The sequence below is a fragment of the Citrobacter sp. H12-3-2 genome (assembly GCF_009649895.1).
Taxonomy (GTDB): domain Bacteria; phylum Pseudomonadota; class Gammaproteobacteria; order Enterobacterales; family Enterobacteriaceae; genus Citrobacter; species Citrobacter portucalensis.
In genome coordinates this window covers 2,510,341-2,524,784 of record NZ_CP045837.1, presented here as the reverse complement: position 1 = coordinate 2,524,784, position 14,444 = coordinate 2,510,341, and the positions used below count along the sequence as shown (strand labels likewise).

Here is a 14,444-nt window from a genome sequence, read left to right as displayed (position 1 = left end):
AAAATCAGATGGCAGCATCCGGTTTCTTTTCAGGAAATTATCAGAAAAAACTGGCGAAGATTCTCGCCCGTTCTCGTGCCAGACTACCGCTGACCAACATGAAATGGTTTGCTGTACTCGTGGGCAGTATGTTGTTACTTGGCAGCTGTTCTTCACAACCGCCCGGCCCCAAAACCACTCCGCTATCTCCGGTGAGCAAACCACAGCAGAGCAAGGAGCCAGTGCGCGGGATCTGGCTGGCGACGGTTTCACGTCTTGACTGGCCGCCTATCTCATCCGTGAACATCAGTTCGCCTGCCGTACGCATCAGCCAGCAGCAAAAAGCGCTGACGGATAAGCTGGACAACCTGAAACGGCTTGGTATTAACACCGTTTTTTTCCAGGTTAAGCCCGATGGGACCGCATTGTGGAAGTCAAAGATTCTACCGTGGTCAGATACCCTGACCGGTACGATTGGCCAGGATCCGGGTTACGATCCGCTGCAGTTTATGCTCGATGAAGCGCATAAACGCGGAATGAAAGTTCATGCCTGGCTTAACCCCTACCGCGTGTCCGTAAACACCAAACCTTCGACGGTCTCTGAATTAAACAGCACGCTGTCACAGACGCCGTCCAGCGTATACGTCCTGCATCGGGACTGGATCCGCACTGCGGGCGAGCGTTTTGTGTTAGACCCCGGTATTCCCGACGTGCGCGACTGGATCACCAGCATCGTGGCGGAAGTGGTTGAGAATTACCCGGTTGATGGCGTGCAGTTTGATGATTACTTCTATACCGAATCTCCCGGCTCTGCGCTCAACGACAGCCAGACCTTCAGAAGATACGGCCAGGGATTCGCTTCCAAGGCTGACTGGCGTCGCGATAACACGCAACGGCTGATTGCCCAGGTATCGCGGACCATCAAGAAACTCAAGCCTGAGGTTGAATTCGGCGTCAGTCCTGCGGGTGTGTGGCGCAACCGTTCGCACGATCCAGCGGGCTCCGACACGCGCGGCGCGGCAGCGTATGATGAGTCGTATGCAGACACCCGCCGTTGGGTGCAACTAGGTTTACTGGATTACATTGCACCGCAACTCTACTGGCCTTTTGCCCGTGACGCAGCGCGTTACGATGTACTGGCAAAATGGTGGGCAGATGTCGTGAAATCAACCAACACCCGCCTCTACATTGGTGTGGCACTGTATAAAGTCGGTGAACCATCGAGAAAAGAGCCGGACTGGACGGTAAAAGGCGGTGTGCCGGAACTGAAAAAGCAGCTCGATTTAAACGAATCCGAACCGTACATCAACGGCACGATCCTGTTTCGCGAAGATTATCTTAATCAACCGCAAACGCAGGAAGCCGTGACCTATATTCGTAATCGTTGGGGACGTTAATAGTTGTCCTGAGTGGGAAGTCTGAGCCAGACGCTCACGTAGCGGGTAAATTTCCCCACAAAAACGCCGGCGAACATGCCGCCTGTAATGATAGCCAGAGCGCTCATTGCGGGTTGACGTAAAACGTCGGGAGCAGTGGCGTTAAGTACGCCAAGAACGTACTTAACGCCAAATGCCAGCAACATAAATGGCAATGCGGAATAATCTGCCGGACGATGAATACTCCGCGGTGCGCTACTGCGGCTCAAACGGTCTGGGTTAATTAATATGTAGCCAATTATCGCGCCGCTGATAATACCTATCGTCCACTGGATATAGGTAATGAGGGTCGGGTCGCGATAAATTATTAAATCGTAGATATCCCAGAACAGAAAAATAGCCGGGATCAGCGCCAGCTTTTCCAGCGTGACGGTGGCGGGTGTTCTGGCTTTAATCCCTCTGTAAAGTAGAAAGGCAAACAGCAGATACACCCAAACTGGCGTGTGTTCCAGCATACCCAAGACAAATTCAGCCATAACATTGCCCCGCTCAGATTTAATTCTTCGCTAAGTGTAGCGGCTGTATCTGCGTTACCGGGACATTAACCGACGGACATTATCATCAATTTGTTTCTGAATCGTCTTCAGCGTGGATTGCGTTATCTGATCGGGGTATTTGTCCCTGGCGATGGCGCTCAATGCCGTGGCAAAGTGACAGACTTTTTCGATTATGCCGTTCACATGGTCAGCAGATAACTCAGCTTCCTGAACGCCAAGCGACTGAAGGTGCTTTCTTTTGATATCCAGCGCCTCTCCCAGCACGTCCATTTGGTGATACCCGCCAGGCCCTTCGCACCAGGTGACATCGTAAGCCGGAGCCAGAGTCCAGTCTCCATCGGATGACATTAAATAGGCAAAATTCTTCGGATGATCGTCGCGGTTGTTAAATGCCACGTTGAAAACCACGCGTTCGAACGCTTTTGCCTTTTCTCTGACATCATTGGTACAAATCTGCGTGGCGCGCAGAAAATCCCGGTAGTCTAAAGCGCCGGGTATCTGGTAATTTGCCCCGGTAAGTGCCGCCAGGCTCTGCATAGGAATACGTATCGACTGGTCACGGTCGAAACGGCGAGTGGCAAATGCCGCCTGTCCGCCGGGCAGATTGAAATACGCAGTATCGGGCGTGGTGATCCCACATTGGCGCAAGCATTCAGCATAAACCGCTTCGATGGCACATACCTCAGCATGCTCATGCCTGGCGGGAAATTTAATCAGCCAGCTTTCGCTCCCGGGTAGCGGCGCTGTGGTGAATTTAGACGTGACAGTGTCACGATAAAGTAACACCTTAGGCCTTGCTCCCTGTGGCGAACCGCCCATCTGGAGTAGTTTTTGCAAGAATTCCCCGCCTTCGCCGCTCAGGACTTCCTGAACCTCAGCGGCCAGTTGTGCGAGAGGAACATCCTCTTTTGACAGCGTCTCGGCATCTGACTGAACGGGCTGGAATGTCATGGCGCCCATCGCGTTGTTGCCGACCCAGGTTAAGCGCTCCAATGGACCAATGCGTGCTGCGTTGAGCCCGCGGCGTTTAAATAGTCGGTCCATCAACAGCATACCCCAGCCGTCAGGTAGCGAATCATAGACTGGCCCAGGTAATCCCAGCTGATGAGCCGGGAAATCCCTGCGTAAACGGGGACCGTTCAGCGGTAACATCAGTCGGGACAGTTCCAGCCCCTTACGTAAGGCCTCTTCACTGTATTCAAAGGCGATCAACGGACGTCCGGTCAGGGCTGTGGAAGACACCAGTTTGCCCCACAGCCATTTCTCACCCCAGCCTTCATAGAAGACATCAACTTGCTCAGGCATCAGAATTTTTCCTTTTGATCCGCTGACGTGCCGCGCTCTTTTCGTAACGCAAAATATCATCGAGACTATCAATCCTGGGTTTGAATAACCCCTCCAGCGCATCGCCATAGCCTAACACCATCGCGACTTTGACCAGATTCTCAAATCCTACATTCTTACCTGTTTCCAGATTCGACACGGTATTCACACCGACACCTGAACGCGCGGCAACATCAGCCTGCGTCATTTGCCGGGCGAGTCGTTCTTTACGCAATCTGTCGCAAAGTAGTTTGACGATATCGGCTGCAGTATTTAGCGTTAAATCCATAATATTGGCTCTTATTGGGATAAAAACGACTTTACACCCAATATTATAGAGTTAAGTGGGGAATGATTCAAAGTCTTATAAGACACAATAAAAAGGAGTTAAACCGGAAAATCTTGCTTAAGGGACATTATACTGGAGTTATCCGGGCACAAGGTCTGCACCCGGAAATGATGCCGTTATCAGGCAACGGAAGGCTCAGGTAGTCTGAATGACGAAACCAGCATTGCCAGTTGTTCCGCCTCCTCTTTCAGCGCCTGCGTCCGTGCTGCGGCATCATCAATTAATGAGGCGTTTTGCTGAACGGTGCTGTCCATCTCGGTAACGGCCAGCGTAACTTCGGAAACGCCCTTACGTTGTTCTTCACCCGCAACGCGTATTTCCCCCATCAACTGGCGCACCTGACGCACATTGTTGACCAGTTCTCCCAGACGCTCACCGGCATTGTGAATTTGCTGACTTCCGCTACCAACATGAGAAACGGATTCATCAATCAACGTTTTAATTTCCTGGGCGGCGGTGGCACTGCGCTGAGCCAGCGTGCGCACTTCGGAGGCCACGACGGCAAACCCTCTGCCAGCATCTCCCGCTCTGGCGGCTTCAACCGCGGCATTCAGGGCGAGAATATTGGTCTGGAATGCAATGCTGTCGATGACCGCGACAATTTCCACCATTCTGCCGGATGAGGCGCTGACGTTATCCATTGTTGAGATCACGCCCTGCATCACATCGCCGCAGCGGTTGGCCGTTTGCGCGGTGCTATCGGATAGCTCATCCGCCAGTTGTGTGTTACTGGCGTTTTGCTGAACGGTCGCATTTAACTGCTCCATGGCCGCCGAACTCTCTTCCAGCGCAGCGGCCTGCTGCGTTACGCGAGATGAAAGCTCCATATTACTGTCAGCCAGGCTAACGGCGTTATTCGCTACCACTGTGCTACTGCTTCTGACGGTGATCAGGATGGCTGAGATTTTATCGACGAACAGGTTAAACGCCTCGGCGATAGCCGAAATCTCGTCTTTGCCACGAACATCCAGACGACGGGTAAGATCGCCTTCTCCCTGCGCGATGTCATCAAGTGCCTGACGGGTATCATCGAGACGCGAAATAAGTCGACGAACCACCAGCCATGATCCCACCAGCAACAGCGTCATGATAGGGATCAATACTTCCAGAACGTCCTGCATCATCACTTTGGCAAGACCGACAATACGAGATTCCGGGGTTGCAAGTCCTACGACCCAGCCGGTATCTGGCATCGGGAACAGCATTACCTGTGACGCGGTATTCAGGACGTTGTCGTTTGCCAGCGTGATAGTCTTCACCCCATCTGTCGGGCGCAAAGATTTCAGACCGTTTTGCACCGGGATAAGCCACTGCGCGCTTTGCGCCAAATCGTTAATGGTTTTATATTTTGCCAGGTCGGCCTGCGGGAAATAGAGAATTTGTCCCTGCTTGTCTACCACAAATGCGTAACCACCGGTGCTGTTTCCCTGCTGCTGCATGAAGGAAGCGACGTTATCCAGACGGATATCAGTGGTAGCGACACCGGCAAACTTGCCCGCCTGTTGATAAGGCACGCTGCATGTCACCATGTTGACGCCTGAACTGGCATCCTGGTAAACGTCAGACCATAAACAGCTGTTTTGTGAATGGCCTTTGGCCAGTTGATACCAGCTTTCATTGTGGTATCCACTCGATCCTTCGACGTTATAATCATTGGAATACACCAGCTTTCCTTCAGCATTACGCGCCCAGAAAAAGCTTCTTTTCTCCACACCTGCGGTGAAGGCGTCTGGTTCTGGCCAGATGCCGCCGCCGGTAATAATCGAGTCTTTACCTTCACCAATAAGATGCGGAACAACGCTTTGGTACAGAGATTCATCGTTAGGCAACACTTCAGCCAGTCGCGACAGGCTGACGGTCTCACCTTCAATTCGGGACAATACGGTACTCAACTGACGGGTTAAACCTTGCCCTGTTTCTTCGATCAGGGCGGTGTTGATTTCAACGACGCGCGGCTGACCGCGCCAGAGCATAATCACCACGATAACAAGGGTCGTTACTGCAAGCAGCAGAATGCCGCCGATGGTTAAACGCGTTGAAATACGAGTAGGATACCAGGCCATACAAACTCCTTCTGCAAAAGGCTAACTTTTATCCAGTATCGGCACAGGCGTTTATATCTTTATAAAGTTTTCTTAAGTATCACAAAACAAATTAGTGACAGCGTCACAAATAACAAAACCCAGCACTTTGGCTGGGTTTTAATAACGGTTTAATCTTATTTAGATAATTCTTTTTTGATTTCGTCTTTTATTTTACTTAATTCACTCTGCGGATGTTTCTTACAAAGTTCAACGGTCAGAGGAACTGCAGTCGTAACGGTTTCGTTATAGTCGACGTAGTCACCACCTTTGAAGTCTTCGTCTTCATTGAGCACCCAGAAGGCCACCGGAGCCATAGTTTGTGGGTTTAAATCAATAAACTCCTGGCAGTTCATGCCTTTCGGAGTCACTTCAGTTTTAGCGTTATCTGTTGCTGCATTGACGCTGACACTGGTTAACAGCGCTGCGACCAGAATACCTGCGGTAGAAAGGGAGAATTTATTCATTGTAGTACTCCATTTATAATATAAATAATATCTACACTTGCGCTTAACACCGTTAATGTAGCTCGCGAAAAATAATACCCCTACAGTCATAAGAATAAAGATTGCTGTTATTGATATGGCTGAAATTTATATTTCCCATTACTGATTCTTATGTCTGAGGGATAAATGTTGCCCACAATGTGATCGTTCCGACGAAATCAGCAGATTCATACCCCTCTTCCTCTACCGTTGCACCAAAACTGAACTACGCTGCACAAATGTTGATCATTGGTTAATGAATATAGGTTGGTTTTTAACAAAAACAGTCGGCGTGCCGCTGTTACGCACATGGCACGCGTCCTGCATTGTTAATTCGCTAACAGAAATACGGTATCTGACAGGCAACTAACAGCGAGAAGGTAATGACAGCCAAACCAGAGTTATTTACCCGCATAGAGCAAACCTTTAGCCAGCTGACGCCCAGCGAAAAGCGCGTGGCCGGGTGGCTGTTAGCCCATGCTGTGCAGATCCCATTTGAAACCGCAGATGGCATCGCCAAAGCAACCGGAACCAGCGGCATTACCGTCGGACGTTATCTGCGTAAACTGGGCTTTCGTAACCTGGAGGATGCAAAAGCCAGTCTGCGTGAGCTGCCCGTTGTTCCGTATCAGCCCTGGGGAATGAATGAACGACTGGATTCCTGGCACCAGCAACAAAGCCTGCCGGATCGGGCACAGCAGTCGCTGTTGCTGGAGATCGACGCTATTACCCACGTCTACCAGCTCGCACAAGGCGAAACGTTTTTACGCATTGCACAGCAGCTTGCGCATGCGGAAGCCGTGTACATCCTCGGGATCCAGTCCACCCGCGGGATCGCCAACGCCTTTTTTAGTCACCTGGAATACCTGCGACCTAAAGTCAGCTACTCCGAAGGCCTGTCCGGCAGTTGGGTCGAGTCGCTGAACTCGGGATTCAGCCAGCCTTACGTGGTTATTACCGATATGCGCGCCTACTCCGCTATTTCGCGACAATATTGCCGCGTCGCCACAGAACGCTGTATTCCGCTGGCGCTCATTACCGATGTGTGGTGCCCATGGGCCAGGGATTATTCCATTGATTTACTTCAGGTAAAAACTGACACCGGGCATTTCTGGGACTCACTGGCACCGGTGAGCTGTCTGTTCAACTTATTACTTTCTGCGGTGGTGGCGCAACTGGGTGACGCCCTCGCAGGACGCCTGCAAACCAATCGCCAGTTACAACAACAATTTGGTCAATTCGAACAATAAACAGGAAACGTGCTATGTCAGAACTCCCAGAACTGGTCGATCTGTCGGTGATATTTCCGTCGCTGCATATCGATCTTAAATACGCTACTGCCGACAACATTACCGGCGCACCTATCTACCGGGAAGCTCGTTGTCTGTTGCACACTGAGGCGGTAACCGCGCTGGCTAAAAGCATCAGCATTGCGCAACTGGCCGGCCTGCAGCTTGTGGTGTACGACGCGTATCGCCCCCAGCAGGCGCAGGCGATACTGTGGAATGCCTGTCCCGACCCGCAGTATGTTGTCGATGTCGCAATTGGTTCCAATCACAGTCGCGGAACGGCCATTGACGTTACGTTGATGGACGATCGCGGCCATCTCCTTGATATGGGGGCCGGTTTTGATGAAATGCACGACCGTTCCCATGCCTGGCACCCGTCTGTACCTCCGGCAGCGCAGCGTAACCGCCTGCTGCTCAATGCCATTATGTTTGGCGGTGGTTTTGTCGGTATTAACAGTGAATGGTGGCATTTTGAATTACCTGATGCCGCTCGCTATCCGCTGCTTGACGATCAAATAGATTGTTACACTGTCACGCCTATAACAACACAACATCCCCTTTAATTCTGGAGCCTGGTTATGAAGACTACACCTGCGTTAAACGCGTTTTTCCGCCCCGCTCTGATAGCCGTTGCGTTAGCATTTGCCCTGCCCGCCGCACAGGCTGCCGTTCCCAAAGATATGTTGGTGATTGGTAAAGCCGCCGATCCGCAGACGCTCGACCCCGCCGTGACCATCGATAACAATGACTGGACGGTTACCTATCCCTCTTACCAGCGGTTGGTTCAATACAAAACCGACGGAGGTAAAGGCTCCACGGAAGTTGAAGGTGATTTAGCCAGCGGCTGGAAAGCCTCTGACGATCAGAAAGAGTGGACGTTTACCCTGAAAAACGATGCCAAATTCGCCGACGGAACGCCGGTAACGGCAGATGCGGTAAAGCAATCCTTTGAACGTTTGCTCAAAATTGGTCAGGGACCTGCGGAGGCTTTCCCAAAAGATCTGAAGGTCGACGTCATTGATAACAATACGGTGAAATTTACCCTCAGCCAGCCGTTTGCCCCGTTTCTGTATACGCTGGCAAATGACGGTGCCTCAATCATTAACCCGGCCATCTTAAAAGAGCATGCCGCAGATGATGCCCGCGGATTCCTGGCGCAGAACACGGCAGGCTCTGGTCCCTTCATGCTGAAGAGCTGGCAAAAGGGACAACAACTGGTGCTGGTACCGAACCCGCATTATGCCGGGGCGAAACCGACATTTAAGCGTGTCTCAGTCAAAATCATTGGTGAAAGCGCCTCCCGTCGCCTGCAATTGTCGCGTGGCGATATCGACATTGCCGATGCGCTGCCTGTTGACCAGCTTGCCGCTTTGAAACAGGAAGGCAAAGTGAACGTGGCGGATTATCCCTCGCTGCGCGTGACCTATCTGTATCTCAACAACAGTAAAGCCCCGCTCAATCAGGTGGATTTACGCCGTGCCATCTCGTGGGCCACTGATTATAAAGGCATGGTTAACGGGATCCTGAGCGGCAATGGAAAGCAAATGCGTGGCCCGATCCCTGAAGGCATGTGGGGTTTTGACGATAAGGCCATGCAGTACAGCTTCGATGAAGCCAAAGCCAAAGCCGCGTGGGACAAAGTTGCTAGCAAACCTGAAAGCCTGAGCTTCCTGTACTCTGATAATGACCCTAACTGGGAACCTATCGCGCTCGCCACCCAGGCAAGCCTTGGCAAACTGGGTATTAAGGTGAAACTGGAAAAACTGGCAAACGCCACCATGCGCGACCGCGTGGGCAAAGGCGATTACGACATTGCCATTGGCAACTGGAGTCCGGATTTTGCCGACCCGTACATGTTTATGAACTACTGGTTTGAGTCAGATAAGAAAGGCTTGCCGGGTAACCGTTCGTTCTATGAAAACGGTGAGGTCGATAAACTGCTGCGCAGTGCGCTGGCCACAACCGATCAGGTGGCCAGAACCAATGACTACCAGCAGGCGCAAACCATCGTGATTGATGAAGCGGCCTACGTCTATTTATTCCAGAAAAACTATCAGTTGGCGATGAACAAAGACGTCAAAGGATTTGTATTCAACCCCATGCTGGAACAGGTCTTCAATATCTCCACCATGAGTAAATAAGCCACGTTTATGCGGAGCCGCTCTGGCTCCGCAAGGGGAAGCTAATGACGTTCTGGAGTATTTTACGCCAGCGATGCTGGGGACTTATTCTGGTGGTTATCGGTGTTTGCGTAATCACCTTTATTATTTCACACCTGATACCTGGCGACCCCGCGCGGCTGCTGGCGGGCGATCGCGCCAGCGATGAAATCGTCGAAAATATTCGCCAACAGCTGGGGCTGAATCAACCGCTGTATGTCCAGTTTTTTCGCTATGTCAGCGATATTTTTCACGGCGATTTAGGCATATCCATTCGCACCGGACGTCCGGTACTGGATGAGCTGCGCATTTTCTTCCCCGCGACCCTTGAATTGGCTTTCTGCTCTTTGTTGTTGGCGCTGGTGATAGGTATCCCGCTGGGTATTTTATCTGCGGTCTGGCGTAACCGCTGGCTTGATCACCTTGTTCGGCTAATGGCAATTACCGGTATCTCCACGCCTGCATTCTGGCTGGGGCTGGGGGTTATCGTGCTGTTTTACGGTCATCTGCAAATTTTACCCGGCGGTGGGCGTTTAGACGACTGGCTGGATCCACCTGCTCACGTCACCGGTTTCTACCTGATTGATGCTCTGCTGGAAGGAAACGGCGAAGTCTTTTTCAATGCGCTTCAGCACCTGATTTTGCCATCGCTGACATTGGCTTTTGTACATCTTGGGATCGTTGCCCGTCAGATTCGTTCCGCCATGCTGGAGCAACTGAGTGAAGATTACATTCGCACCGCGCGCGCCAGCGGGCTGCCGGGCTGGTACATCGTGTTGTGCTATGCATTGCCTAACGCACTTATCCCATCAATCACCGTCCTCGGCCTGGCGCTGGGCGATCTGCTCTACGGTGCGGTATTGACCGAAACGGTCTTTGCCTGGCCTGGCATGGGCGCCTGGGTGGTGACCTCAATTCAGGCACTCGACTTCCCGGCGGTAATGGGATTTGCGGTGGTGGTCTCGTTCGCCTATGTGCTGGTCAACCTGGTGGTGGATTTACTCTATCTGTGGGTAGACCCTCGAATTGGACGTGGAGGTGCTGAATGATGCTCACACAAGAAACACCGACCGCCCCTCAGACTGCACGCCGCCGCACGGACTGGGCCAAACTGTTCTGGATGATGAAAAGTAGCCCGCTGACGCTGGTTGGCGGGGTCATCATCGTATTGATACTGCTGCTGATGGTGCTGTCGCCGTGGATAACACCCCACGATCCGAATGCCATCAATTTGAGTGCGCGCCTGCTGCCCCCGTCAGCCGCTCACTGGTTTGGAACCGATGAAGTCGGTCGCGATCTGTTCAGCCGCGTTCTGGTAGGAAGTCAGCAATCTGTCGTTGCGGGTCTGGTGGTAGTGGGTATCTCCGGGGGATTGGGCTCACTGCTGGGTTGCTTGTCGGGTGTCATGGGTGGGCGTGCCGACGCGATAATTATGCGGATGATGGACATTATGCTGTCCATTCCTTCGCTGGTGTTGACGATGGCGTTAGCCGCCGCGCTGGGCCCCAGCCTGTTTAACGCCATGCTGGCGATTGCAATCGTCCGTATCCCTTTCTATGTACGCCTCGCCCGTGGTCAGACGTTAGTGGTACGCCAGTTTACTTTTGTACAGGCTGCCCGGACCTACGGCGCTTCACGCTGGCATCTGATTAGCTGGCACATTTTACGCAATTCTCTGCCGCCGCTCATTGTGCAGGCATCACTGGATATCGGCAGCGCGATCCTGATGGCCGCCACGCTCGGGTTTATCGGTCTGGGTGCCCAGCAGCCCAGCGCTGAATGGGGGGCGATGGTCGCAATTGGCCGCAATTACGTGCTTGATCAGTGGTGGTATTGTGCTTTTCCCGGCGCCGCCATTCTGATTACCGCCGTGGGCTTTAATCTCTTTGGCGATGGTATTCGCGATCTGCTGGATCCGAAAGCCGGAGGAAAACAGTCATGACACAACCCGTACTGGAAATCGAAGATTTGCATCTGAGTTTCCCCGGCTATAAAGCTGACGTGCATGCGCTGAACCACGTATCACTGCACATCAATCGCGGAGAAATCGTTGGTGTGGTGGGTGAATCCGGTTCCGGTAAGTCCGTGACCGCCATGCTCACCATGCGTCTGCTACCGGAGGGAAGCTATCGTATTCACCAAGGACGCGTTTCGCTGCTGGGTGAAGATGTGCTCAACGCCAGTGAGAAACAAATGCGCCAATGGCGCGGCGCACGCGTCGCGATGATCTTTCAGGAGCCCATGACGGCACTGAATCCGACCCGGCGTATTGGCCAGCAAATGGTGGAGGTGATCCGCCATCATCAGGCGTTAAGCCGCACGGATGCCCGCCAGAAAGCCGTCGCTCTACTGGAAGAGATGCAAATCCCGGGTGCGCCGGAGGTCATGAAACGTTTTCCGTTTGAGCTTTCAGGCGGTATGCGCCAACGCGTGATGATTGCGCTGGCCTTTTCGTGCGAGCCGGAGCTTATCATTGCCGATGAACCGACCACTGCACTGGACGTCACGGTGCAACTGCAGGTGCTGCGTTTGCTGAAGTTAAAAGCGCGCGCCAGTGGAACAGCCGTGTTATTTATCAGCCATGATATGGCGGTGGTTTCACAGTTATGCGACCGGTTGTATGTCATGTATGCCGGGAGTGTGATTGAGAGTGGCCCGACGCAAACTGTTATTCAACGCCCGACTCACCCCTATTCCATCGGCTTGCTGAAATGTGCACCGGAACACGGCGAACCGCGCACATTGCTGCCCGCCATTCCCGGCACCGTGCCGAACCTAACCTGCTTACCTGCCGGATGCGCGTTTCGCGACCGCTGCTTTGCCGCTGGTCCTCGTTGTGAAGAAACGCCGGCGTTAAGTAGTCAGGGAGGTGCAGATCAACAATCTGCCTGCTGGTATCCGCAACTGGAGACAACACATGTCTGATTTTTTACTGGCGCTGCAGGATGTTCATGTCAACTTTCCTGCGCGTAAAAACTGGCTTGGCAAGGTTACGGAACGGGTGCATGCGCTCAACGGTCTGGATTTACAGATTCGCCAGGGTGAAACGCTGGGGATTGTTGGCGAATCCGGCTGTGGAAAAAGTACGCTGGCGCAACTGTTGATGGGCATGTTGAAACCCAGTCAGGGAAGCTATTCTCGCCGTGGTGATAAGAAGCATAACGGTATGCAAATGGTCTTTCAGGACCCGCTTTCATCACTGGATCCGCGCTTACCGGTGTGGCGGATAATTACCGAACCGGTGTGGATCCAAAAACGGAGCCCGGAGCGTGAACGACGCATGCTTGCCGAGGATTTGGCACGACAGGTGGGGATTCGTCCTGAATATCTCGACCGCTTGCCGCACGCGTTTTCCGGTGGACAGCGCCAACGTATTGCTATTGCCCGGGCGCTATCGTCAGAGCCGGATGTTATCGTCCTTGATGAGCCCACTTCAGCACTGGATATCTCCGTGCAGGCGCAAATTCTCAACCTGCTGGTGTCGCTACAGGCGCGCAGAAACCTGACCTACGTATTGATATCGCATAACGTGTCGGTGGTCCGCCATATGAGCGACCGTGTGGCGGTGATGTACCTCGGGCAAATTGTTGAGCTGGGCGATGCCCAACAAGTTCTCACTCACCCCGCCCATCCGTACACACGATTATTGCTGGACTCGGTACCTAAAACGGGCGCACCGCTGGCGGAAGATTTGGTGTTACGTAAAACCGAGCTACCGGGAAACCGAACGTTGCCCCAGGGCTGCTTTTTCCGTGACAGATGTCCATTGGCAACCCACGGTTGTGAGAAAAAACAGGCATTGCTGAAGAGTGATACCGGCTGTGACGTTCGCTGCTGGCGGGCGGTTACATGACCTGAGCCGTTGAGAAAAGTCAGGTGCGATACGCCTTTTTCAGTGAATCCACCAGCACCTCGGAAGCGGTAGATAATTTATGATGCGCCGAACGCAAAACCCCGATCCGACGCTGGATCACCGGCGTATCCAGATCGATACAGGTTGCGCCTAACTCTGTCATTTGCGTGCGGCATAGTGCAGGTACGGCGCTACCGCCCAGACCGTTAGCCACCAGACGGCCAACGGTTACCAACTGATGGCTCTCCAGCGCTACTTCCAGCGTATGTCCGCTTTGCACCAGTTGTTCTTCCAGCATCAGCCGCACGGCGGACGGGCGTTGCAGGGTGATAAAATCCAGCGTCAGCAGTTCGCGCCACGCAATACGACCCCTGTCTGCCAGTCGACAGGTTGGCGGCACAATCGCGATAAAACGATCCACGCCGAGCGGCGTGAAATGCAGATGTCCCGAATAGTCCGGCTCGAAGGCTATGCCCATCTCGACCCGCCCTTCACTGACCATTTCAATCACGTGTTCATTAATTACATCGTGAACCGTTACGTTGATACCGGAATAAGAATCACGAAATGTTTTCAGTACCGATGGCAGGACGTTAGCGGCAAATGAGGGCATGGCGGCGATCGATATTTTACCGCGCTGCAGCGTAAAGCGCTGGCGCATGGCTTCTTCCGTATTCTCCCAGTCCGCCAGCAGCTGTCGCCCCATATTCAGCAGCGTTTCTCCCTCCTGCGTCAGGGTCACTTTGCGAGTTGTTCTTAACAGTAACGCCCCGCCCAGCGAATCTTCCAGTCCTTTAATCGCCAGGCTTAACGCGGGTTGCGACATATTCAGTCTTTCGCTGGCATGAGCAAAATTCAGAGTGTGAGCTACCGCTAAAAACGCGCGTAACTGTTTGATGCTCATTCCCATTTCGCATTCCTTTAACTTGTTGAATACCTTTAATTAACATTAAATTGATAAAAAAACCCAATGAGTGAGTCACAAATTTAAAA

14 protein-coding genes are annotated in these 14,444 nt (G+C 52.7%); 8 read left to right on the top strand and 6 right to left on the bottom strand.

The features are described from left to right. Positions 1–8: 8 nt before the first annotated feature. Complete coding sequence (locus GHC22_RS12065; protein WP_153753065.1) at positions 9–1,376, top strand: glycoside hydrolase family 10 protein; 1,368 nt, start codon at positions 9–11, stop codon at positions 1,374–1,376. Here the strand turns inward: GHC22_RS12065 and GHC22_RS12060 are convergent. The 5 genes from GHC22_RS12060 to hdeB all read right to left on the bottom strand — a co-directional run bounded on the left by GHC22_RS12060 (position 1,373) and on the right by hdeB (position 6,132). Beyond that, positions 1,373–1,891 carry a hypothetical protein gene (locus GHC22_RS12060; protein ID WP_153753063.1) on the bottom strand — a complete coding sequence of 173 codons (519 nt, stop codon included), beginning with the start codon at positions 1,889–1,891 and terminating at the stop codon, positions 1,373–1,375. The two genes, GHC22_RS12065 and GHC22_RS12060, sit on opposite strands and share 4 nt — an antisense overlap. 54 nt (positions 1,892–1,945) lie before the next feature. Continuing rightward, complete coding sequence (locus GHC22_RS12055; protein WP_153753061.1) at positions 1,946–3,217, bottom strand: type II toxin-antitoxin system HipA family toxin; 1,272 nt, start codon at positions 3,215–3,217, stop codon at positions 1,946–1,948. Then, on the bottom strand, positions 3,210–3,524 hold the full coding sequence (locus GHC22_RS12050) for a helix-turn-helix domain-containing protein (RefSeq protein WP_048226497.1): 315 nt from the start codon (positions 3,522–3,524) through the stop codon (positions 3,210–3,212). The genes GHC22_RS12055 and GHC22_RS12050 overlap by 8 nt, the downstream gene beginning before the upstream one ends. Positions 3,525–3,703: 179 nt before the next feature. Next, a complete protein-coding gene (locus GHC22_RS12045; RefSeq protein ID WP_153753059.1) occupies positions 3,704–5,647 on the bottom strand; it encodes a methyl-accepting chemotaxis protein in 1,944 nt (647 codons plus the stop codon). A 155-nt stretch (positions 5,648–5,802) separates the two neighbouring features. Beyond that, positions 5,803–6,132 carry an acid-activated periplasmic chaperone HdeB gene (hdeB, locus tag GHC22_RS12040; protein WP_003019999.1) on the bottom strand — a complete coding sequence of 110 codons (330 nt, stop codon included), beginning with the start codon at positions 6,130–6,132 and terminating at the stop codon, positions 5,803–5,805. A gap of 401 nt (positions 6,133–6,533) precedes the next feature. On the opposite strand from hdeB, the gene GHC22_RS12035 reads away from it, so the two are divergent. Genes GHC22_RS12035 through GHC22_RS12005 form a run of 7 tightly spaced genes read left to right on the top strand, consistent with a single transcriptional unit; the run spans position 6,534 to position 13,451 of the window. Then, positions 6,534–7,400: a MurR/RpiR family transcriptional regulator gene (locus GHC22_RS12035; protein WP_048214192.1), complete on the top strand. Its 867-nt coding sequence runs from the start codon at positions 6,534–6,536 to the stop codon at positions 7,398–7,400. Positions 7,401–7,414: 14 nt separating this feature from the next. Further along, complete coding sequence (gene ddpX, locus GHC22_RS12030) at positions 7,415–8,002, top strand: D-alanyl-D-alanine dipeptidase (protein WP_003832991.1); 588 nt, start codon at positions 7,415–7,417, stop codon at positions 8,000–8,002. Between the two features lie 15 nt (positions 8,003–8,017). Then, a complete protein-coding gene (locus GHC22_RS12025) occupies positions 8,018–9,580 on the top strand; it encodes an ABC transporter substrate-binding protein (protein WP_126957183.1) in 1,563 nt (520 codons plus the stop codon). Between the two features lie 44 nt (positions 9,581–9,624). Beyond that, positions 9,625–10,647 (top strand): ABC transporter permease, encoded by a 1,023-nt coding sequence (locus tag GHC22_RS12020; RefSeq protein WP_008784784.1) that lies wholly within the window; start codon positions 9,625–9,627, stop codon positions 10,645–10,647. Continuing rightward, complete coding sequence (gene ddpC / locus GHC22_RS12015) at positions 10,644–11,540, top strand: D,D-dipeptide ABC transporter permease (protein ID WP_153753057.1); 897 nt, start codon at positions 10,644–10,646, stop codon at positions 11,538–11,540. The genes GHC22_RS12020 and ddpC overlap by 4 nt, the downstream gene beginning before the upstream one ends. Then, entirely contained in the window at positions 11,537–12,523 is a 987-nt protein-coding gene (locus GHC22_RS12010; protein ID WP_153753055.1) for an ABC transporter ATP-binding protein, read from the top strand. Before ddpC ends, GHC22_RS12010 begins: the two co-directional genes overlap by 4 nt. After that, positions 12,516–13,451 carry an ABC transporter ATP-binding protein gene (locus GHC22_RS12005; RefSeq protein ID WP_153753053.1) on the top strand — a complete coding sequence of 312 codons (936 nt, stop codon included), beginning with the start codon at positions 12,516–12,518 and terminating at the stop codon, positions 13,449–13,451. Before GHC22_RS12010 ends, GHC22_RS12005 begins: the two co-directional genes overlap by 8 nt. Positions 13,452–13,470: 19 nt before the next feature. Here the strand turns inward: GHC22_RS12005 and GHC22_RS12000 are convergent, their stop codons facing one another. Next, positions 13,471–14,361 carry a LysR family transcriptional regulator gene (locus tag GHC22_RS12000; protein ID WP_153753051.1) on the bottom strand — a complete coding sequence of 297 codons (891 nt, stop codon included), beginning with the start codon at positions 14,359–14,361 and terminating at the stop codon, positions 13,471–13,473. Positions 14,362–14,444 lie beyond the last annotated feature (83 nt).

What these genes read in the sequence shown, in the direction of transcription:
- GHC22_RS12065 (WP_153753065.1), top strand. Translation starts at nt 9, where the DNA reads ATGGCAGCATCCGGTTTCTTTTCAGGAAATTATCAGAAAAAACTGGCG.
- GHC22_RS12060 (WP_153753063.1), bottom strand. Translation starts at nt 1,891, where the DNA reads ATGGCTGAATTTGTCTTGGGTATGCTGGAACACACGCCAGTTTGGGTG.
- GHC22_RS12055 (WP_153753061.1), bottom strand. Translation starts at nt 3,217, where the DNA reads ATGCCTGAGCAAGTTGATGTCTTCTATGAAGGCTGGGGTGAGAAATGG.
- GHC22_RS12050 (WP_048226497.1), bottom strand. Translation starts at nt 3,524, where the DNA reads ATGGATTTAACGCTAAATACTGCAGCCGATATCGTCAAACTACTTTGC.
- GHC22_RS12045 (WP_153753059.1), bottom strand. Translation starts at nt 5,647, where the DNA reads ATGGCCTGGTATCCTACTCGTATTTCAACGCGTTTAACCATCGGCGGC.
- hdeB (WP_003019999.1), bottom strand. Translation starts at nt 6,132, where the DNA reads ATGAATAAATTCTCCCTTTCTACCGCAGGTATTCTGGTCGCAGCGCTG.
- GHC22_RS12035 (WP_048214192.1), top strand. Translation starts at nt 6,534, where the DNA reads ATGACAGCCAAACCAGAGTTATTTACCCGCATAGAGCAAACCTTTAGC.
- ddpX (WP_003832991.1), top strand. Translation starts at nt 7,415, where the DNA reads ATGTCAGAACTCCCAGAACTGGTCGATCTGTCGGTGATATTTCCGTCG.
- GHC22_RS12025 (WP_126957183.1), top strand. Translation starts at nt 8,018, where the DNA reads ATGAAGACTACACCTGCGTTAAACGCGTTTTTCCGCCCCGCTCTGATA.
- GHC22_RS12020 (WP_008784784.1), top strand. Translation starts at nt 9,625, where the DNA reads ATGACGTTCTGGAGTATTTTACGCCAGCGATGCTGGGGACTTATTCTG.
- ddpC (WP_153753057.1), top strand. Translation starts at nt 10,644, where the DNA reads ATGATGCTCACACAAGAAACACCGACCGCCCCTCAGACTGCACGCCGC.
- GHC22_RS12010 (WP_153753055.1), top strand. Translation starts at nt 11,537, where the DNA reads ATGACACAACCCGTACTGGAAATCGAAGATTTGCATCTGAGTTTCCCC.
- GHC22_RS12005 (WP_153753053.1), top strand. Translation starts at nt 12,516, where the DNA reads ATGTCTGATTTTTTACTGGCGCTGCAGGATGTTCATGTCAACTTTCCT.
- GHC22_RS12000 (WP_153753051.1), bottom strand. Translation starts at nt 14,361, where the DNA reads ATGGGAATGAGCATCAAACAGTTACGCGCGTTTTTAGCGGTAGCTCAC.